Here is a 21,227-nt window from a genome sequence, read left to right on the forward strand (position 1 = left end):
GACATTCACGCCTTGAGAGAGTTGAGGGACTCGCTGGCAAGCCGGGCGGCAAGCTGCCAAGCTGGCGATTGTCATCTCACTGTCATATAAGCAGGTTGTAATCGTCATCGACTTGTCATTCTGGCGCGTGCGCCGACTGCTGCATGGGATCTAGCGATGAGCTCCAAGACCGTACTGATTGTCGACGACGAATCCTCGATACGCGAGATGATCGCCGTCGCCCTGGAAATGGCGGATTACCGCGTGCTGGAGGCCGACAATGCCCAGGACGCCCACGCCATCGTCGTCGATGAAAAGCCCGATCTGCTGTTGCTGGACTGGATGATGCCCGGCACCAGCGGGCTGGAACTGGCGCGCCGCCTCAAGCGTGACGAGACCACCGCGGAGCTGCCGATCATCCTGCTCACCGCCAAGGGCGAGGAAGACAACAAGATCCAGGGGCTCGAGGCCGGGGCGGACGATTACATCACCAAGCCCTTCTCGCCACGCGAGCTGGTGGCACGCCTCAAGGCCGTGCTGCGCCGCACCACGCCCAAGGGCGTCGAGGAGTCGGTGGAAGTCGAGGGTCTGATGCTCGACCCCGCCAGCCACCGCGTGACCGCACACGGCAACTCCCTGGAGGTCGGCCCCACCGAATACCGCCTGCTGCAGTTCTTCATGACCCATCAGGAGCGCGCCTACACCCGCAGCCAGCTGCTGGATCAGGTCTGGGGCGGCAATGTCTATGTCGAGGAGCGCACCGTGGACGTGCACATTCGTCGTCTGCGCAAGGCGCTGGGCGAGGGGCATCAGCACTTGATCCAGACCGTCCGCGGTACCGGTTATCGCTTCAGCGCCCAGGCCTGAGACGCGGATGCGCTACTGGACGAACGAGCTATGGCGGCTGGGCTATCTGGCGGGCGGCTTCGGGCTGGTCGGCGGACTGCTCGGCCTGCTGGGCTGGGGCCTGGCGCTGGGGCTGGCGCTGTACCTGTTCGTCCATCTCAAGCATCTCAAGAGCCTCTACACCTGGCTGATCACCAACCCCCATGAAGAGCCGCCGCCCGGCGATGGCGTCTGGGGGGATCTGCTCGATCGTCTGTATCGCTACCAGAAGGGTCAGCGTCAGGCACAGGAGCGACTGCGCAGCATCCTCAATCGCATCCAGGAATCCTCGGAAGCGATGCGCGATGGCCTGGTGATGCTCGACAACCACGGCGACATGGAGTGGTGGAACAGCGCTGCCGAGCAGTTGATCGGCCTCAAGGCCAGTCACGACCGCGGCCAGCACGTCACCAACTATCTGCGTGACCCCGTGTTCATCGATTACTTCAATCGTCTGGCCTATCGTGAGCCGCTGACCCTGCAATCGCCGCTCTCCGACAACCTGACCCTGCAGATCTCCATCACCCTGTTCGGTGACAACGAGCGCCTGGTGATGGTGCGCGATGTCACCCGTCTCTACCGTCTCGAGGAAATGCGCCGCGATTTCGTGGCCAATGTCTCCCATGAGCTGCGCACGCCGCTGACGGTACTGGCCGGCTACCTCGAGACCTATTCCGACTATGCCGATGACCTGCCCCCGCGCTGGCAGCGTGGCCTGGGACAGATGCAGAGTCAGACCGACCGCATGCAGCACCTCGTCGAGGATCTGCTGACCCTGTCGCGCCTGGAGACCGACGAGCTGTCGGGCGAAGGACGTCGCATCGACATGGCGCAGCTGCTGACGCGTATCCGGGAAGATGCCGAAGGCCTCTCGAAGGAGCGGCATGTCATCACGGTGGAGGTCGAGCCCGGACTGGCCCTGATGGGTGAGGAGCAGGAGCTGAGAAGCGCGATCTCGAATCTGGTTTTCAATGCGGTGCGTTACACGCCGGAAGACTGCCACATCACGCTGCGCTGCCAGAGCACCAGCGAGGGCGTGATGGTCGAGGTGGAGGATGACGGTGACGGCATTGATCCCGTGCATCTACCGCGCCTGACGGAGCGCTTCTATCGCATCGACAAGGGACGCAGCACCGCCACTGGTGGCACCGGGCTGGGGCTGGCCATCGTCAAGCATGTGCTGATCCGCCATCAGGGCCGCCTGGAGATCGACAGCCTGCCCGGCGAGGGCGCACGCTTCCGTTGTCATTTCCCGGTGGAACGCCGCTGCGCGACGACTGCCTGACGGTTGCAGCCCCACTGACACGAACGCCCCGCCGCGCCCTCTGCATGAGGTCACGGCGGGGCGTCGTGGTATCTGCGTTCGTCAACGCTCGCGATAAAGCCTGGCTCAGCGGCGCGGGGCAGGCAGCTGTCGGTAGTGGCTCTGCCACATCAGGACGGCACCCGCCACGGCCCCGGGAATGAACAGCAGGTTGGCCAAGGGCACCAGCGTCAGCACGAACACGGCACCACCGAAGGTCAGTGACGGCCACCAGCGCGCCTTGAGACGCTGCTTCATGTCACCGAAGCTGACCTGATGGTTGTCCATCGGATAGTCCAGATACTGGATCGCCATGCTCCAGGCCGAGAACAGCCCCCACAGCAGCGGTGAGAGCAGATTCAGGCCCGGAATGAAGCCGAGAATGAACAGCGCGATCATGCGGGGAATGAAGTAACCCAGTTTGGCCATCTCGCGCCCCAGCGAGTCGATCCCGATCTTCACCAGGCCACGCTCATCCTCGATCAGGGTGCCATCCAGACGATGCTCGACCTTCTCGGCCAGAATGCCGTAGAACGGCGCCGCGATCAGATTGGTCACCAGGCTGAAGGTGAAGAACACCGCCAGCAACAGACTCAGCACCAGCACCGGCCAGATCAACCAGCTCAGCCATTCCAGCCAGCTGGGTACCTTGAGCATCCAGTAATCGATCCAGCCCTCGAACTGGCTGAACAACAGCCACAGCGTGGCACTGTAGAGCACCAGGTTGATCGCCAGTGGTACGAACACGAAACGGCGTAGCCCGGGGGTATAGACCATGCGGGTCCCGCGGACCAGCGCCGATACGGCATCAATCATGCGACGTCCTCGTCATTTCGTGAAAGGCGGCTGCCCTCGGGCGGCCGGAGCCACACCCTAGCACTACCACCCGTCCCACGCAGCTGTCGGCGCATCGAATGGCAGACGCCCCGCGCTCCGTCGGCGGGACAGAGGCGGGGCGTCATCGGCAGACAGGCGTCAGGCCCCGGGGAAGGGGACTGCACGTCAGGGCTTGTCGAGATCCTGCGGCTGGAGGTCATGGGTGTCGGTGTGACGCACGTCCACGCCCTTGACCAGGAAGATGACGTACTCGGCGAGGTTGTCGGCGTGATCCCCGATACGCTCCAGCGCACGCAGAATCCACATCACGTTGAGCACCGGGGTGATCTGGCGCGCGTCTTCCATCATGAAGGTCATCAGCGAACGCATCGCGCTCTGGTATTCCAGGTCCACCGAGGCGTCCTCACGCAGGACCTTGAGCGCCAGATCCGTGTCGAAGCGGGCGAAGGCGGTCAGCGAGTCACGCACCATGCTGCGCACATGCTGACTGAGGTGACGAACCTCGACCATGCCACGCGGGCTCTGGCCGTTCTCGACCAGCGAGATGGCATTGCGCGCGATCTTGCTGGACTCGTCACCGATGCGCTCCAGATCGGAGGTGGCGCGAATCACGGCCAGCACCAGACGCAGGTCAGAGGCCGCCGGCTGACGGCGCGCCAGCACGCGGGTGCACTCGTCGTCGATCTTCAGCTGCATGTCGTTGACGGCCTTGTCATTGTCACGCACGCGTGTCGCCGTCTCGCTGTCACCCTCCAGCAGGGCCGTGACGGCATCCTGCAGCTGCTTCTCCACCAGACCGCCCATGGCCAGCAGGTGTGTCTTCAGCGCATCCAGCTCGTGATTGAACTGCTGGGATATGTGCTTGCCGTGCGAATCGCTGGTGATATCCATTACCCTCTCCCGGGAAGTCATCCGCCGAGGCAGGCGGTCTCTGACATGTGGCATTGATGTAGAAGCGCTGCAGCAGGGTCTGGCGCAGGCGGCTCCCTCCTAGCATGACGCCTCTTGATTGCAGTTATATTTCACTCGAGCGCCGGGACGCCAATCGAATCTCGCGCCGCGCTGAAATATCCACGACGCGATGGCCCATCCGCCAACGTCCCGCGCGAGACACGTGTCAGCCACCTGCAGTGCCGCTTCGGTGATCTCACCCGAAACGGCCGGTGATGTAGTCCTCGGTCTGGCGACGACGCGGGTTGGTGAACAGCTGATCGGTCGGGGCATATTCCACCAGCTGCCCTTCATGCAGAAAGGCCGTGGCATCCGAGACACGTGCTGCCTGCTGCATGTTGTGGGTGACGATGACCAACGTCAGGCGTGAGCGCAGCGAGCGGATCAGCTCCTCGATCTTGAGCGTCGAGATCGGATCCAGCGCCGAGGCTGGCTCATCCAGCAGCAGGACTTCCGGCTCCACCGCCAGCGTGCGCGCGATCACCAGGCGCTGCTGCTGGCCACCGGAAAGCCCCAGCGCGCTGTCGAACAGCCGGTCCTTCACTTCCTCCCACAGCGCCGCGGCCCGCAGACAGGATTCGACCTTGTCATCCAGATGGCGCTTGTCATTCTCGCCGACCAGCCGCAGCCCGAAGGCCACGTTCTCGTAGACCGACATCGGAAAGGGGTTGGGCGTCTGGAACACCATGCCGACGCGCCGGCGCAGCATGGGGACATCCACGCCCCGGGCATGGATGTCCTCGCCTTCCAGCCAGACCTTGCCGCTCAGGCGTGACTGCTCATCGAGATCGGTCATGCGATTGAAGGTGCGCAGCAGGCTCGACTTGCCACATCCCGAGGGGCCGATGAAAGCCGTCACGCGCTTGCGCGCGATGCGCAGGCTGATGTCGTCAAGCGCACGCCGTCGGTGACGCTCCTTGCCCACCTGCGCCTGATAATCGAGACACAGGTGGCGGGTTTCCAGGCACGTGTCCTGCGGATTGACGACCTCGGGATGCTGCGAGCTCGACTGGACGCTCTCACGTGCAGAGTCACGCTTCATTCGGTGGCTCCTTTGTAACGTTGTGCCAGCATGTGACGCAGGCGAATGGCACTCAGATTGAGGCACAGGATCACGACCACCAGCACCAGCGCGGTCGCGTAGACCAGCGGGCGACTGCTGAAGGCATCGCTGCTCTGGAAGGCCAGATCATAGACCTGATGGCCGAGGTGCATGAACTTGCGATCCAGATGCAGCCACGGGAAGCTGTCATCCAGCGGCAGGTCCGGTGCCAACTTGACCACGCCGACCAGCATCAAGGGCGCGACCTCGCCTGCCGCACGCGCCACCGCCAGAATCAGCCCGGTCATCAAGGCCGGAGATGCCGCGGGAATCACCACGCGCCTGAGGGTCTCGAAGCGCGTGGCACCCAGCGCCAGCGCGCCTTCGCGCAGGCGATGCGGCACCCGCGCCAGCCCCTCCTCCGTGGCCACGATCACCACCGGCAGCGTCAGCAGCGCCAGCGTCAGCGATGCCCACAGCAATCCACCGGTGCCGAAGGTGGGGGTCGGCAGACGCTCGGAAAAGAACAGTTCATCCAGGCCGGCCCCCAGCCCGTAGACGAAGAACCCCAGCCCGAAGACCCCATAGACGATGGAAGGCACGCCGGCGAGATTGCGCAGCGCGATGCGGGTCAGTCGCGTGAGACGCCCCTGATGCGCGACCTCGTGTAGATAGAGGGCCGCCATCACGCCGAAGGGCATCACCAGAATCGCCATCAGCACCACCATCAGCACGGTACCGAAGATGGCGGGCCAGATGCCGCCACTGCCTTCATTGGGCGAGCCGGAGACGAAGTCGCGAAAGCGCTCCAGCGTCAGCAACAGTCGTCCGCCAAAGCCCATGGCATTCGGCTGCCAGACATGGCGGATGTCATTCAGCGCGATGCGCCCCTCATGACCGCCATTGCCCCCGAGCAGCAGCTGGCCGGCGTCCAGGGCTCCCCGGAGGGCCAGCAGTTGCCCCTCACGGGTGATCAGTGCCTCGCGTGTCGTCTCGAGCTCCGCGATCAAGGAGGCATCCGCCTCGTCCTGCGTCGTGACAGGCCCTTGTCGAGCGGACAGTTGCTGCTGCAAGGCCAGCAGGCGCGCACTCAAGGCCTCGCTGTCAGCGCGCAGTGCCGCCAGCTGACGGCGCTGCCCCTCAAGCGCCGCCAACCGCGCATGCAGTGCCTCGGCATTCTGGTGCAGTGAAGGAGTCGGTGCCCCCGGGACCGCACTGTCGGAAGAGAGCTGCGGAGAATGATCCAGCTCACCGGTGAGCGGATCACTCAGCGCTCTGGCCATGCCATACAGCACTCGCCCGTCGCGCATTTCCAGCATCAGTGCCTGGCGAGGAAAGCGGATATTCTCCATCAGGGTATCCGGCAGCCACTGCCAGCTCGCCGAGGCCCCATCCTGAGAGGAGGTCTGCAGCAGCCACCAGCGCTGCGACTGTCGCTCACGTTGCTGATCACCGGTGTCCGCTGCCGAGGGACGCAGCTCCTCATGCATCAATTCGCCCAGCAGGTGACGGTTGTCCGCCGCTGGCTCGCCACGGGTGGTCTTGAGCGCCGTGACGCTCTGCCCCGGCTGGGTGGTGAGTTCGACCTCGACCAGCCGTGAGGGCCAGAAGTGACTGAGCGAGCCCACCACCAGCAGGCTGATCAGCCCCAGCACCAGTACCAGCGAGACACTGACCGCCATGGCATTCAGCCAGCCCCAGGGGCCACCATCACGCCAGTAACGTGCCAGACGCGCCGTCACAGGCTCACGAGGTCTGAGCAACGAGGACGGCGGTACCGCATCAGGACGACTCATCCCCAGCCTCCACGTTGCGGCGGCATGAAGCGCAGCCGCAGCACTTCCGCCAGCGTATTGACCACGAAGGTGAAGAGGAACAAGGCCAGCGCGGCAAGGAACAGCAGGCGGTAATGGCTGCTGCCGACCTCGGCTTCCGGCAACTCGATCGCCAGGGTCGCCGCCAGTGAGCGCACTCCCTCGAACAGGCTGGCATCCACCAGCGGCGTGTTGCCGGCGACCATCAACACGATCATCGTCTCGCCCACGGCGCGCCCCATGCCGATCATCATCGCGGAGAACAGCCCGACGGCGGCAGCCGGCAGGATCACGCGGCGCAGACTCTGCCAGGGCGTCGCCCCCAGTGCCGCGGACCCCGCCGCCAGTCCGCGAGGGACTGAGGACAGCGCATCCTCACTGAGCGTGAAGAGTGTCGGCATCACCGCCAGCCCCAGCGCCATGCCGGTCACCAGGGTATTGCGCTGGGCGTAATCGATGCCGTGATGGGCAAACAGCCATTGACGGATGTCGCCCTCGAACCACCAGGCTTCCAGTTGATGAGCCAGCGTCACATCCAGCCACAGCAGCAGCATCAACAGCGGCAACAGCCCGAAGGCGGCCATGTTTTCCGGCATCAGACTGCGCAGTGCGCGCGGCGACAGGGTCCACACGAAACCGGCCACCATGGTGCCCAGCGGAATCAGTACCAGCCCCAGCAGCACGGCCATCAATTCACGCTCGACGAAGGGCGCGACCACCAGCGCCGCGATGAAGCCGATCACCACCGTGGGCAAGGCCTCCATCATCTCCAGCATCGGCTTGATGCGCGCCCGCTGGCGCGGGGCCATGAAACAGGCCACATGGATGGCACAGCCCAGTCCCAACGGCACGGCAAACAGCAGGCCGACCAGCGCGACCTTGAGCGTCCCCCACATGATGGGTACCAGCGACAGGCGGGGTTCATGGGCACCGGTGCTCTCCAGCTGCCAGATCCAGGCCGGTGCGTCACGCCCCTCATACCAGACCTTGCCGAAGATCGCGCCAAGCCCCACGACCTGATGCGGATCACGGATCTCGAGACCCGCATAGGCCTGTTCAAGAGCCCCCAGACCACCTGCCACGGACGTTGGCCGTGCCAGCAGACGATGATCCGCCTGCTGGAAGCTCAACTCGACTCCTGCCGCCACCTGTGCGGGCGACAGCCAGTCCACCAGCTGCCGACGACGCTCGGCCGTGGCGAGATACAGCCCGAGTCGGCCATCCGCGTCGAGTGCCGCGAAGCCCAACCCATGATGTGCCGCGGCGATGGTTCTCACCGGGGCCGACAGGCCACTGTCGAAGTCTCCCGCCTTGATCAGCGGGCTGGCATGCGCGGGCAGCAGGTAATGACTCAGTCCACCGCCGGCATCCCCCAGGATCAGGCTCTTGCCGCCGCGCAGGACACTCAGGGCGGTGATCGGCTGGGCAGCATGCTCCTGCCGGCCCAGCTTGCGGGCCAGAGGTACCTGGCCGGCGGACGCATCGTTCAACTGCCATTGAGTGAAGGCATGCGGCCCTGCCGTGACCAGCAACTGCCCCTCCAGGGCCGAAAGGCTGGCCGGGCCGGGCAGCCATTGCTGCTGCCAGCTGCCTTGCGGCGTGGTCGAGGCCAGTCTTGCCAGCCACAGACGATCACCTTGTCGATCGGGCATGCGCAGCCATAGCTGCTGTCGGCTCTGCGTGAGGTGAGCCTGCCGATGATCCAGTCCCTCGGGTACCTGGAGGGAACTCGATCGACGCAGACCGTCATCGGTGCGCTGGATCAGCTGCAACCGGTTGCCGGCCAGCCACTCGATCCGCCACTCGTCCATGTCCGCGGCGCGAGTGTCCAATGCTCGAGATTCCAGTACCTGCGAGCTGCTCGGCGTCGTGCCGGGCGGTTTGAGCAGCGGCCATGACACGCTGATCAGATAGCCGAGCATCACCACCACCAGAGCCATCACGCCAAGACCGGCAACCGTCAGCCACAGGCTTGCCAGGCGATCGCGACGCAGACGGCGAGATTGCATTCGTGAGGCTTCAGCAGCAGCCGGCATGAATATTCACCACAAGAGAAGAAGCGCGCGGGGAGGGATCACTCCCGCGAGCGAAAGATGGGGTCTGCCTCAAGATTATGTCCATGAGATGACAGCGAGATGACAAGCGTACTCAGAGACCCTCGCCCTCATCCAGCCCCAGACGTTCACGCCACTGGTTCAGCTGATCGTCCGGCAACGGTACATAGCCTTCCCGCAGGATGGCCTGTTGTCCCTGACGCGACATGATCAACGACAGGAACGCCTGCTCCAATGACGGCAGCGGCTTGTCTGGCACGCGATTGACGTAGATGTACAGGGCGCGTGTCAGCGGGTAACGCCCGTCGCGGATACTGGCCCGACTCGGAAATATCGCCATGCTGCCGGCGTCACGACTCACCGACAGCTGTTTGACCATGGGAGATGAGGTGCTGAAGCTGGCGTAGCCGATCCCGCCCGGCGAGGAGCCCACGGCGCCGATGATCGACGCCGACCCCGGTTGCTCGCTCACGTCCAGCCGGAAGTCGCCGCCACACAGGGCGACACGCCGGAAGGCACCGTAGGTCCCGGAGGTGGCACTGCGCCCGAAGCGGCTGATCTGACGCTCAGCCCAGTCTCCCGACAGCCCCAGTTGCCCCCACCGATCGGCCCGCTGACTGCCACACTCATGACTGGCCGAGAAGATGGCATCGAGCTGCGCGATGCTGATCGTCTCCAGCGGATTGCGGCGATGTACGAGGATGCCCATGGCATCCAGCGCCACGGGGACTTCCAATGGCGGATACCCGAATGCCCGGATGAAGTCCTGGCGCTCCTGATCGCTCATCGGCCGCGACATCAGCCCCACCCGTGTGGTGCCGGCAATCAAGGCAGGCGGCGCCGTCGAGGACCCCGCTGCCTGCAACTGGACCCGCACCCCTGGATGGTAGCGACGCAGCTGAGCCGCCCACCGCGTCACCAGCACCGAGAGGGTATCGGAGCCCACGGCCGTCAGGTTGCCGACGACCCCCGGCACGGGGCGATATTCAGGTACCTCGGCAAACGCGGGCACGACCGGCATCAGCAGGCAGGCCAGCAACGCAAGGCGACTCGAGAGCCAACGGGGACGACGCAAGGATGCGATGAAGAACATGACGATTTCAGGCCTGAAAGATGAATGATGCGCTCATTGGCGGTGATGACTATCGCGTTGTTCCTTCAACCCCTGCCACTCCTTCAATACCACTTCCCTGCGTGAGGCTGTCTCACCAGCGGCATTGCTGCGCCGAGTATCCTTCATTGCAACGTTGAGGCACGAGACCATCATGCTGCAATGCAAGAAAATTCCCGCTGCAACGCCTGGCGAGAGAGGACATCCCTTCCACTGGCAGAGTAGGATACCGGACATGAGATGCCTTTCGTGAGCCACTGCCCGCTCGGGCTCTCCTTCCATCGCCACTAGGCAAACCATCGACGCCAGTGCACCCTGAAGACATAACAACAAGACAGCGAGTGACGACATGCAAGCCCTGGATGATGCCCCGGTGCCGAACGGCACGCTGACGCTCAAGCTGATCGCTCAGCGTCACGATACCAATCTTTATGGCGATATCAGCGGTGGCTGGTTGATGCATCGCATGGATGAGGCCTGCGAGCTGGCCGCCGGCCGTGTGGCCAACGGACGGACTGCCACCGTCGCCGTGGAGGGCCTCGACTTTCTCTCACCGGTGCGCGTCGGCTCGGTGGTCAATATCTTCACGCACGTCACGGAAGTCGGACGCAGCTCGGTACGGCTCACGGTCGAGGTCTGGATTCGGCCGCCTCAGGAGCGCAACCATCGTGCGCTGACCAAGGTGACCGAGGCCAACTACGTGATGGTGGCCCTGGACGACAATGGCCGAATCCGCGCGGTGCCGGAACAGGGCAACGACGAGGAAAGTGTCTGACGTGATGGACACCGCCATTCATGAAGAAGCCGCCCCGAGGGGCGGCTTCTTCATTTCCCACCAGAGCCCGCCTGACACTGCCTGACACCGCCTGACGAGCGAGTCGCGATGCCCCCACACACGGCGGCGGGCGGTCACTTCAGCTCTCGCCCAGCACCCGGGCACGCGCATCAAGGAAGCCCTGTTCACCGATGCGCGTCCAGGGGGCGACCTGCTGCTGGAAGGCACGGTAGGACTCGTAGACACGCCTGGCGTCCTCATCCTTGGCGATGAACTCGTCCAGCACCTCGTTGGACGCCTTGAACAGCGCCGCGTAGACATCCTGCGGAAATTCGCGCAGCTCAACGCCATGTTCCTCGACCAGCGAGGTCAGGGCGGTGGCATTGCGCAGCGCGAATTCATCCACCATCGCATGATTGGCAATCCTGGCTGCCTGGATCACCACCTGCTGGAGGTCTTCCGGCAACGCCTGCCAGGCCTCGAGATTGACGGTGCCTTCGAGAATGGCGGAGGGCTCGTTCCAGGCCGGGGAGTAGTAATACTTGGCCACCTGATGCAGACCGAAGGCCAGATCATTGTAGGGACCGACCCAGTCGGTGGCGTCGATCACACCGGTCTCCATCGCAGTGAAGATCTCGCTGCCCGGCAGATTCACCGCACTGGCACCGATACGGTTCATCACTTCACCCGCGAGCCCCGGCAGGCGGATCTTCAGGCCTTTCATGTCCGAGAGACTGTTCACTTCCTTGTTGAACCAGCCGGCCATCTGGGTGCCGGTATTGCCCACCGCCAGCGGCTTGAGGTTGTGACGCGCGTAGATCTCGTCCCACAGCTTCATGCCATCGCCGTGATACAGCCAGGCGTTGGTCTCGGTGGTATTCATGCCGAAGGGCACGGCGGTGAAGAACTGGGCGGCAGGTACCTTGCCCTTCCAGTAATAGGACGCCGAGTGGCCCATCTGGGCAGTCCCGGAAGACACGGCGTCGAAGACTTCCAGCGCCGGCACCATCTCACCGGCCCCATAGACCTTGACCTGAAGACGACCACCGGAAAGCTTCTCGATCAGACTGGCGAACTCATTGGCACCGGTGCCCAGCGCCGGGAAGTTCTTCGGCCAGGAGGTCACCATCTTCCAGTGGATGGTTTCCTCCTCGGCGGCATTGGCCGTGGAAACGAAAGGTGCAGCGGCGAGACCGGCAGCACCGGCCCCCAGAGCAGAGAGAAAACGGCGGCGTTGCATGGGGCGTTCCTTGTTCGAGTTGTGGGCAATGCATGACGCGGCATCAAGACAGCAGACTGTCTGTCACTATGCCGTGACCCATGGATGGCCCACAACTGCACCAAGGCCGTAGTGCCGCGCCCTTCTCCGCGCGACGTCTCTTGCCGGTACTTGGCCGCCAGCGCCTCGCGTCAGCGCCTGCTGTCTAGAGGGTCAGCTCAGCACTTCCAGCTTGGCGAAGCCCAGCACCAGCCACTTGTCGCCTTCGCCCTCGAAGCTGATCTGGACACGCGCGCGCTCGCCCTGGCCTTCGGCGTTGATGACCACGCCCTCGCCGAACAGCGGATGACGCACCAGGCTGCCGAGCGACAGCGCCGGCATGTCGCCATTGGCCTCGACACTCTCCTGACGCGGCCCGGAGGGGCGACGATTCGGCGTGGCACGCTGGGTCGAGACCGGACGCGAGACCTGGCCACGCAGGCGCACTTCCTCCAGCAGCTCTTCCGGCAGCTCACGCAGGAAGCGCGACGGTCGCTGGAAGGTCTCCTTGCCGTGCATGCGCCGCAGCTCGGCGTAGGTCAGGTAGAGGCGCTGCATGGCACGGGTGACACCGACGTAGCACAGGCGACGCTCTTCCTCGAGGCGCCCCGGCTCCTCCAGTGACATCTTGTGCGGGAACAGCCCTTCCTCGACCCCGGCGACGAACACCACCGGGAATTCGAGCCCCTTGGCGGAGTGCAGCGTCATCATCTGTACGCATTCCTCGCCTTCGGCGGCTTCATGATCACCGGCATCCAGCGCGGCTTCGGCGAGGAAGGGCTCCAGCGCCTCGGCCCCTTCGCTGGGGGCTTCCGGGTCCATGCGCTCGCCCTGACTGAAGGCACGACAGGCGTTGACCAGCTCGGCAAGGTTCTCGAGGCGCGCCTGACCCTTCTCGCCCTTCTCGGCGGCGTGGTGCTCGCGCAGGCCGGAGACGTGGATGACGTGTTCGACCAGCTCATGCAGCGCCATGCCGGCGGTGTCGTTGTCGAGGCCATCGATGATGTCGGCGAAGGCACGCACGGCGGTGGCGGCGCGCCCCTTGAGGGCGCCATCGGAAACTGCATCGCTCATCGCCTGCCACATGGTCAGGTTGCCGTAGCGCGCACGCTCGCGCAGCTGCTCGACGGTGCGCATGCCGATGCCACGCGCCGGCACGTTGATCACGCGCTCCAGGGCGGCATCGTCCTCGCGGTTGTTCATCAGGCGCAGGTAGGCGAGCGCGTTCTTGATCTCGAGACGCTCGTAGAAACGCTGCCCCCCGTAGATGCGATACGGCATGCCCTGGCGGATCAGCGTCTCCTCCAGCACGCGTGACTGGGCGTTGGAGCGATACAGGATCGCGATCTCGTCGCGACTGTAACCATGCTCATTGACCAGTTCGCGGATGGTATCGGCGATGTAGCGCGATTCGTCGATGTCGTTGAAGCCGGCATAGACCCGAATCCGCTCGCCACGGCCGCTGTCGGTCCACAGCTCCTTGCCCATGCGCCCGCCGTTGTGGCTGATCAGGGCGTTGGCAGCCTCCAGGATGGCGCTGGAGGAGCGGTAGTTCTGCTCCAGACGCACCACACGGGTATTGGCGAATTCCTCGGTGAAGCGCTGGATGTTCTCGACCCGCGCGCCACGCCAGCCGTAGATGGACTGGTCATCATCGCCGACCACGGTCATGCACTCGCGATCGCCGGCCAGCAGCTTCAGCCAGGCGTACTGCAGGGTATTGGTATCCTGGAACTCGTCGACAAGCAGGTGGGCGAAGCGCTCGCGGTAATGCGCCAGCAGGTGCGGTGTGTCACGCAGCAGCTCCAGCGAGCGCAGCAGCAGCTCACCGAAATCCACCAGCCCGCCACGCTCGCAAGCCAGCTGATAGAGCTCGTACATCTCGACCATCTTGCCCATGTAGGCGTCGCCGTGGGTCTGGACCTGATGGGCCCGCAGCCCCTCTTCCTTGCAGCCGGCGATGAAGTACTGGACCTGCTTGGGCGGCCAGCGCTCGTCATCGACGTTGTGCTCCTTGAGCAGCCGCTTGACCATGCGCAGCTGGTCATCGCTGTCGATGATCTGGAAGTGCTCGGGCAGACGCGCCTCCTGCCAGTGGGTGCGCAGCAGACGGTGACTGATGGAGTGGAAGGTGCCGACCCACATGTGGCGCAGACTGCTGCCATTGAGCGCCTCGAGACGCGTGCGCATCTCGCGGGAGGCCTTGTTGGTGAAGGTCACCGACAGGATGGCATAGGGCGAGAACTGGTATCGGTCCATCAACCAGGCGATGCGATGGACCAGCACGCGGGTCTTGCCGGAGCCGGCGCCCGCCAGTACCAGCATGTTGCCCGGCGGCGCGGACACGGCCTCACGCTGATGCGTGTTGAGGTGATCGAGGAGGGGCGATTCGGACATGCAGGGCTCACCACAGGGCAGAGAAGTCGAGGGGCGGGGCAGCGGGTCGGGGGCTGCCCCTGTTCAGGCATCCACCTTATCACAGCGGCCTGCCCTGCTCTTCCCTGCACGCGTCATCCCTGACAGGTGACGCTTTTAAGGCACTCAGTGCGTATCGAAGTCGTGATCATCGATGCGCAGGGTGGCAAGGCTCTTCTTGACCGCTTCCAGCTGCTCCTTGAGCTTGGGACCACGTGCCTTGGCGACCCCCACCGCCAGCGTATCGACGATCACCAGATGCGCGATGCGTGAGCTCATCGGCGTATAGATCTCGGTGTCTTCATGCACATCGATGTGCAGCGGCAGCGTGACTTCATCCGCCAGCGGCGAGCCGCTGGGACACAGGCCGATGACGGTCGCGCCGGCATCCCGTGCCAGACGCACGCTGGCGATCAGCGCCTTGGTGCGTCCGGTCTGGGAGATGGCGACCACCACGTCGCGCGGCCCCAGCGTCACCGCTGACATGTTCTGCATGTGCGGGTCGGTGTAGGCGGCAGTGGAGATCTGCAGACGAAAGAACTTGTGCTGGGCATCGTGGGCCACGGCACCCGAGGCGCCATAGCCGTAGAACTCGACCCGGCTGGCGGAGGCCAGCGAGTGGATGGCACGTGCGACGGCTTCGGCATCCAGACGGTCACGCACTGACAGCAGCGTGCCGATGGTGGAATCGAACAGGGAGTGAGAGAACTCCGCCACGCTGTCGGAGTCATTCATCGAGAACTGGGCGAACTGGGTGCCCGTGGCCAGGCGTTGCGCCAGCTGGAGCTTGAAGTCCTGGAAGCCGGCAAAGCCCATCGCACGACAGAAGCGCACTACCGTCGGTTCACTGACCGAGGATTCACTGGCCAGATCGACGATCCGCATGTGAATCACCTCCTCCGGATGGCGGAGGACGTAACGGGCAACCTTCTGTTCAGAGCGGCGGAAATTCTCCATCCGGCTCCTCAGGTCGTCGAAGATGGCATGACTCACGGCACACTCCTTGCAGACTTCATGGGCATGCCTGAGCTTACGACATCCCCCGGGGGGTGTCGCCATCACAGGCGGTCTATGGTCACAATTTTGTCAAGTGAGCTATAGTAAAACGGTGTGGCGCCAGTGAAAGCCCACATCCTTTGGATGCCATGGAGGTCGAATCATGCGTAATTCAGAGCAGGTAGATACGCTCAAGAACGAGCTTCTCGATATTTTCATGACCCTCGGTGCCGACGAACATCAGGCCCGCAAGAAACAAAGCGCAGTCCGCCACCTCCGCGCCAGACGCGGAATCGAAATGCACAACGAAATCAAGCGCCTGAGCGAGGATTTAAGCGACATCGAAGTGCTGGAAACGGAAAGCGATATCGATACCCACTGATTCTCGGGCGGGGAGCGATACGCCTCCCCGCCGAGCAGTCCCCCACCTCCCTGCCAGCTCAGGGACGAGGGCTTCTGTCTTCCTTGCCGCCATCTCTGATGAGCATGGTCAGCCCCCCTCGCGACATTTTCTTCTGCCTTCGGGCCCTCAGCCTTCATTTCCCTCTGCAATGACTCTGCCTTCTGCCGCGCGCTCGCCACGGTGTCACTCTCGATCATCCTTCATCTTCACCGATACTCTCTGCCTCATTGTCATGTCATCGCCCAGGACGATGCACCAACAGGGTGCAAGTACACACCGACATGAACGTGACGTCCGCCATCTCCCACACTGAGCATCGAGTCGCCGCCAGGGTGTCGTGCACGGGCCATCTCGGCCAGAAACGCAAGAGGCTCGCCGGATAGGCGAGCCTCTTGTCGTTCTTCAATGCCGTCAGATCCGTGCTGACAGAACATCAGGTCAGCCTGAAGAGTGGGGCCGGGATTACAGGCTGGAGGCGAAGACCACCACCACGCCGATCGGGGCGATGAAGCGCGCCACGAAGCTCCACAGCTTGAAGGCCGAGTCGCTCATGTTGAGCTGACTGCGCACTTCATCACGCCCCATGAACCAGCCGACGAAGACGATGGTCGCCAGGCCGGTCAGCGGCAGCATCAGCTTGCTGGTCGCGTAATCGAGCAGGTCGAAGATGGTCATGCCCTCGAACTTGGCGAACATGCCCAGCGGCGCCACATCACTCCACAGATTGAAGGACAGGATGGTGGCGATCCCCAGCAGCCAGGTCGCGATCCCCGCCACCCAGGCAGAGGCCACGCGTGACATCGGCGTCTTCTCTTCCAGCCATTCGACGATGGGTTCCAGCAGCGAGATGCCTGAGGTCCAGGCCGCGAAGACCAGCAGCACGAAGAACACCACGCCGAACACTTCTCCGCCCGGCATGTGGCCGAAGGCCAGCGGCAGGGTCTGGAAGATCAGGCCCGGGCCCGCAGCGGCGTCGAGACCATTGGAGAACACCACCGGGAAGATGGCCAGCCCCGCCAGCAGAGCGATGACGGTATCCAGCACCACCACGATCAGCGCGGTACGCCCGATGTTGACGTCATCGGAGAGATAGGAGCCGTAGGCCATCATGATGCCCATGCCCAGTGACAGGGTGAAGAAGGCATGCCCCATCGCCGCCAGCACGCCATCCTTGTCGAGCTTGGAGAAGTCCGGTGTCAGCAGCCAGGCAGCCGCTTCCGCGAAGCCATCAGTGGTCGCCGCATACCCGACCAGCATGACCAACATGACCGCCAGCAGCGGCATCAGGATCTTGGCGGCACGCTCCAGACCACCCGCGACGCCCCCGGCCACGACCAGGATCACCATCAGCATGAAGGCACTGTGCCAGGCCAGCAGGGTGGTCGGGTCGCCCAGCAGACCACCGAACAGACTGCCTGCCGTGTCAGAGGTCAGGCTTTCGAAGCTGCCACTGGCGGCGTCGGCGATGAAGGCCAGTGCCCAGCCACCGATGACACTGTAGAAGGACAGGATCAGATAGGCGCCGAGCACACCGGCCACCCCGATCAACACCCAGGCGGGGCTACGCTTGAGGCGCGCACTGATGTGACTCATGGTCGAGATCGGGTTCTTCTGTCCCAGGCGGCCCAGCAGCCACTCGGACATCAGGATCGGCAGACCGATCAACAGAATGCAGACCAGATAGACAAGAACGAAGGCACCGCCGCCGCTCTCACCGGTCATGTACGGGAATTTCCAGATGTTGCCCAGTCCGACGGAGGAACCGACGGCGGCCAGGGTGAAGGCCAGGCGAGAAGACCACTGAGCGTGGGAATGCGGTTTGGATGACATGTGAGTCCCTGATTCGTCGCGATGATGCCAGCCACGGGTAGCGGCCTGTGGCATCTTGTTGTGCTTGTTGCATCATGCTGGCGAGACGGAAGGATGAACCGTGGCCGACAGGATGGCGTCGCAGGATCACTGCTGTGGTGCATCTGGCCGTCATCATGGCCGGATAGGCCCGAATGACAGACAGACTGGTGTCGATAGACACGCCGGAATGGACACGCTGCCCGCCCCGGTAAATATCGCCGTGGTAATGACAATAGGTAGGTAAAGTTACTCGATTGACCCGATATCTACCAGCAAGCCACCCTCAGACCATCGCCTCACGATAGAAAACAGCGACTGAGGCCGGCAGGTCACTTCCCCCGTCCCGCAAGACACTGAAGCGCGACAGGCAGCGGATGACGCTAGAAGAGACGTCCTTGTCCTTCCCCGGGGAAGGCACCGATCAATGGACGATCAAGCCGCTCCAGCACCTGATTGGCCAGACGACGTGCCAAGTCCGGAGCCGCCTTGTTGTCAGGAGTATGCACAAACAGGAAAGGGCTTTTCCCCTGATTTATCCACAGGGAAAGGCGGTCCACCCAGGGCTGGAAGAAGGCCAGATTGGTCGCGTCGTCATGATGCCCGATGAAGCGGACCAGCGGTTGGCGCGCGCTGGAGAACACATGCAATGGGCGATGCGGCTTTTCCGAGCGTGCCACGGCAAGCCCTGGATGCGCGGTATCGGGGCCACTGAAGAGTGGACGGACATCCAGCATCACGCGATCGACTCCGTGACTTATCAACAAGCGATTCAACTGTCGTTCCACCGAGCCCTTGGCAAAGAAACTCGGGGCACGGGGCTCCACGACCCAATCAAGGCCAGCACCCTCGACATGCGCGAAGAATTGCGCAAGACGCGGGAGTACCTCCTCCCCCAGGTCGCGTGGCAGCTGGATCATGATCGGCCCCATGCGCGACTTAAGCGGCGCAAGCCGCGCCAGGAATTCCGCCAGCTCCTCCTCGATTCCCTGAAGCCTCAACTCATGGGTCAGTCGTCCCGGCAACTTGAAGCAGAAGCGGAAGTGCTCGGGCGCCTGGCGGGCCCAGCTGGCCACGGCGCTCTCCGGCGGCAGAGCATAGAAGCTGGTATTGCCTTCGACACAGTCGAAGACCTGCGCGTAATCCGCCAGATGCTCGCGCGGGCCACTGCCCGGCAGCAGGCTGCCGCGCCAGTCATCGTTGGCCCACATCGCGAGCCCGAGATGAAGATGCCCCGCCTCGCAAGCTCTGTCATGGCCCGCAGCGTGCGGAACATTCGTCTCCGTCGGTGCGGAGGATGCATGAAAATGGTGCATGAAGGCGCCATAGCTAGAGGAATGTGAGGGTCAAAGACCCAATACACCGAATAATATCGTCTGCTAGAGCGACGTAAGCACAATAAAAACTGTCATCACGGCGTGCTATGGTCCGCTTCCTGCATGAACCGTCACAGGCGAACCACCCCTCGCCGCGACATCGCTTTCTGCCCGCCACAAGCAGGTCGGAAGCCATCATTGTTGACTGCCCATACCCCGGAGCCTGTCATGACTGCTTTCCAACGACTCATCCTGCGTGCCAACGACAGCCGCTCCCGTGCGGCCAATGCCATCACGCTGCGTAGCCTGATCACGCTCTTCGAGGGCTGTCTGCTGGTGGCACTCGGCGTGCGCCTGCTGCAGGCCGGCGGCTTGCTGGTCAGTGGTACTGCCGGGATGTCATTGCTTGGCTCGGACCTGACGGGCTTGAGCTTCGGCAGTCTGTTCTTCCTGATCAACCTGCCCTTCTACGGGCTGGCCTGGAAGCAGCTGGGGCTCAACTTCACGCTGCGCACCCTGGGATGCGTCAGTCTTCTCTCGGTCCTGACGGATCTACTGGCGGTCAGTCTGCCGCTGGGCGACGTCAATCTGCCGGTGGTGGCGATTGCCGCAGGCCTGCTCATCGGGCTGGGGGTCACCCTGCTGTTTCGCGAGAACGCCTCCCTCGGCGGACTCAACATTCTCGCGCTGGATCTGGAGCGACGCTTCGCCATCCATGCAGGCCGCACGACTTTCGCCTTCGACCTGCTGCTGATCGCGCTCGCCGCACTGGTCTATCCCTGGCCGCAGGTCATCTGCTCGGCACTGGCGTTCGCCACGCTGTCCTTCGTACTGGGGCGCTACCACCGCCGCACGCCTCAAGGCTCAGATGCCAGCACCACCGCTCAAGACGATGGCAAGCAAGTGCAGGCAGCTCACTAGCGGCGACCACGCCCGCCATTGGAGCCGCCGCCGCCCTTGTACGACGGGCTCTTTCCCCCGGCACTTCTGCCGCCAGGATTCTTCTTGCCAAAGGTCGTGTTGCCAGAGGACTTGTTGCCAGCCCCCTTGCTCGCCGCATCGCGCTCATCGCGACGCTCTCCGGCCTTGCCACGCGTGCGTGGCTTGAGGCCGCTCGCGAGCTTGCCCGCGCCATTGGCGCTCTTGCTGCCCGGCTGGGAGCCGCCCTTGCCGGCGCTGCTGCGTTCCTGATTGCCACGAACGGACCTGGACTCATCGGTACGCTCCCGCCGCCCCGCCCCTTCCTGGCGAGCACCCGAGCGTTGGCCTGTCTTGGGCTGACCTGAGCCGCGCTGATCCGAGCTGCGCTGGCCCATGGCGCGCTTGCTGCTGTCCTCGCGCCGAGCACCACCACGCCGGCCGCTATCCGTATCCTGCGCGGCACGCTGATGGCGCGCGGCAGTCGCGTGCTGGGAAGGCGTCGGCGCCTCCGCCAGTCGTGAGGCCTCCTCGGTACCACTGGAGCCTTCGATCATTCGATGGATGTCGTCCATCTCCTTCTGGGTGAGATAGCGCCATTCGCCGATGCCCAGCCCGTCCAGGCTGACATTCATGATGCGCACCCGCTTGAGCTTGAAGACCTCATAGCCCAGCGCCTCGCACATGCGGCGAATCTGGCGATTGAGCCCCTGCGTCAGGATGATGCGGAACACATAGGTGGAAATCTGCTCGATGCGGCACGGCTGGGTGATGGTATCCAGAATCGGCACGCCGGCTGCCATGCGCTTGAGAAAGTCCGGGTTGATCGGCTTGTCGACCCGCACCACATATTCCTTCTCGTGGGCGTTGCCGGCCCGCAGGATCTTGTTGACGATGTCGCCGTCACTGGTCAGAAAGATCAGGCCATCGGAGGGCTTGTCGAGGCGACCGATCGGGAAGATCCGCTTGGGATGGCCGATGTAGTCGATGATGTTGCCTTCCACGTGGCGCTCGGTGGTACAGGTGATGCCCACCGGCTTGTTGAAGGCCAGATAGACCGCTTCCTGCTTGGCCTTCAACGGCTTGCCGTTGACCAGCACCTCATCGCCTGGCGCGACCTTGGTGCCCATCTCGGGGACGACACCATTGATGGTCACTCGCCCTTCGGCGATATGGCGATCCGCCTCGCGCCGCGAGCAGAAGCCCGTTTCGCTGATGAACTTGTTGAGGCGGGTGAGCGATGCGTCGCGATCAGTCATGGCAGGTCACGTGCGTGCGCCGGGCGATGAACGCGCAGCGGACGTAAGAGGATAAGAAGGCAG

General features: G+C 63.7%; 17 protein-coding genes. 5 read left to right on the forward strand and 12 right to left on the reverse strand.

Annotated features, from left to right (window positions below; all coding sequences use genetic code 11):
• Positions 1–156: 156 nt before the first annotated feature.
• Both phoB and phoR read left to right on the forward strand, forming a co-directional pair.
• On the forward strand, positions 157–846 hold the full coding sequence (gene phoB, locus QD172_RS10405; RefSeq protein ID WP_077379851.1) for a phosphate regulon transcriptional regulator PhoB: 690 nt from the start codon (positions 157–159) through the stop codon (positions 844–846).
• Between the two features lie 7 nt (positions 847–853).
• A complete protein-coding gene (gene phoR, locus QD172_RS10410) occupies positions 854–2,149 on the forward strand; it encodes a phosphate regulon sensor histidine kinase PhoR (protein ID WP_279855721.1) in 1,296 nt (431 codons plus the stop codon).
• Positions 2,150–2,254: 105 nt separating this feature from the next.
• Here the strand turns inward: phoR and cysZ are convergent, their stop codons facing one another.
• The 6 genes from cysZ to QD172_RS10440 form a co-directional block, all read right to left on the reverse strand.
• Complete coding sequence (cysZ, locus tag QD172_RS10415) at positions 2,255–2,983, reverse strand: sulfate transporter CysZ (RefSeq protein WP_084207711.1); 729 nt, start codon at positions 2,981–2,983, stop codon at positions 2,255–2,257.
• Positions 2,984–3,169: 186 nt separating this feature from the next.
• On the reverse strand, positions 3,170–3,895 hold the full coding sequence (gene phoU / locus QD172_RS10420) for a phosphate signaling complex protein PhoU (protein ID WP_077379844.1): 726 nt from the start codon (positions 3,893–3,895) through the stop codon (positions 3,170–3,172).
• Positions 3,896–4,151: 256 nt separating this feature from the next.
• Complete coding sequence (gene pstB, locus QD172_RS10425) at positions 4,152–4,997, reverse strand: phosphate ABC transporter ATP-binding protein PstB (RefSeq protein ID WP_077379842.1); 846 nt, start codon at positions 4,995–4,997, stop codon at positions 4,152–4,154.
• Entirely contained in the window at positions 4,994–6,793 is a 1,800-nt protein-coding gene (gene pstA / locus QD172_RS10430) for a phosphate ABC transporter permease PstA (RefSeq protein WP_084207710.1), read from the reverse strand. The genes pstB and pstA overlap by 4 nt, the downstream gene beginning before the upstream one ends.
• Positions 6,790–8,820: an ABC transporter permease subunit gene (locus QD172_RS10435; protein ID WP_279855722.1), complete on the reverse strand. Its 2,031-nt coding sequence runs from the start codon at positions 8,818–8,820 to the stop codon at positions 6,790–6,792. Before QD172_RS10435 ends, pstA begins: the two co-directional genes overlap by 4 nt.
• A gap of 139 nt (positions 8,821–8,959) precedes the next feature.
• On the reverse strand, positions 8,960–9,958 hold the full coding sequence (locus QD172_RS10440) for a phosphate ABC transporter substrate-binding protein (protein ID WP_077379835.1): 999 nt from the start codon (positions 9,956–9,958) through the stop codon (positions 8,960–8,962).
• Between the two features lie 367 nt (positions 9,959–10,325).
• On the opposite strand from QD172_RS10440, the gene QD172_RS10445 reads away from it, so the two are divergent.
• On the forward strand, positions 10,326–10,751 hold the full coding sequence (locus tag QD172_RS10445; RefSeq protein ID WP_077379833.1) for an acyl-CoA thioesterase: 426 nt from the start codon (positions 10,326–10,328) through the stop codon (positions 10,749–10,751).
• 139 nt (positions 10,752–10,890) lie between these two features.
• On the opposite strand, the gene QD172_RS10450 is transcribed toward QD172_RS10445, so the two are convergent.
• The 3 genes from QD172_RS10450 to hexR all read right to left on the reverse strand — a co-directional run bounded on the left by QD172_RS10450 (position 10,891) and on the right by hexR (position 15,417).
• Positions 10,891–11,991: a TRAP transporter substrate-binding protein gene (locus tag QD172_RS10450; RefSeq protein ID WP_279855723.1), complete on the reverse strand. Its 1,101-nt coding sequence runs from the start codon at positions 11,989–11,991 to the stop codon at positions 10,891–10,893.
• A gap of 192 nt (positions 11,992–12,183) precedes the next feature.
• Positions 12,184–14,406, reverse strand: a complete 2,223-nt coding sequence (gene uvrD / locus QD172_RS10455) for a DNA helicase II (protein ID WP_136939512.1) — start codon at positions 14,404–14,406, stop codon at positions 12,184–12,186.
• Between the two features lie 144 nt (positions 14,407–14,550).
• A complete protein-coding gene (gene hexR, locus QD172_RS10460; RefSeq protein WP_043331730.1) occupies positions 14,551–15,417 on the reverse strand; it encodes a transcriptional regulator HexR in 867 nt (288 codons plus the stop codon).
• 166 nt (positions 15,418–15,583) lie between these two features.
• On the opposite strand from hexR, the gene QD172_RS10465 reads away from it, so the two are divergent.
• Positions 15,584–15,802, forward strand: a complete 219-nt coding sequence (locus QD172_RS10465) for a hypothetical protein (RefSeq protein WP_077379827.1) — start codon at positions 15,584–15,586, stop codon at positions 15,800–15,802.
• Between the two features lie 483 nt (positions 15,803–16,285).
• Here QD172_RS10465 and QD172_RS10470 read toward each other — a convergent pair whose 3' ends face one another.
• Complete coding sequence (locus QD172_RS10470) at positions 16,286–17,653, reverse strand: sodium-dependent transporter (protein WP_077379825.1); 1,368 nt, start codon at positions 17,651–17,653, stop codon at positions 16,286–16,288.
• Between the two features lie 401 nt (positions 17,654–18,054).
• Positions 18,055–18,882 (reverse strand): DUF72 domain-containing protein, encoded by an 828-nt coding sequence (locus QD172_RS10475; protein ID WP_279855724.1) that lies wholly within the window; start codon positions 18,880–18,882, stop codon positions 18,055–18,057.
• Positions 18,883–19,215: 333 nt separating this feature from the next.
• On the opposite strand from QD172_RS10475, the gene QD172_RS10480 reads away from it, so the two are divergent.
• Entirely contained in the window at positions 19,216–19,908 is a 693-nt protein-coding gene (locus tag QD172_RS10480) for a YitT family protein (RefSeq protein WP_191236412.1), read from the forward strand.
• On the opposite strand, the gene rluF is transcribed toward QD172_RS10480, so the two are convergent.
• Positions 19,905–21,164: a 23S rRNA pseudouridine(2604) synthase RluF gene (gene rluF / locus QD172_RS10485; RefSeq protein ID WP_279855727.1), complete on the reverse strand. Its 1,260-nt coding sequence runs from the start codon at positions 21,162–21,164 to the stop codon at positions 19,905–19,907. The two genes, QD172_RS10480 and rluF, sit on opposite strands and share 4 nt — an antisense overlap.
• Positions 21,165–21,227 lie beyond the last annotated feature (63 nt).

The organism is Cobetia sp. 10Alg 146, from assembly GCF_029846385.1.
Lineage (GTDB): Bacteria > Pseudomonadota > Gammaproteobacteria > Pseudomonadales > Halomonadaceae > Cobetia > Cobetia marina.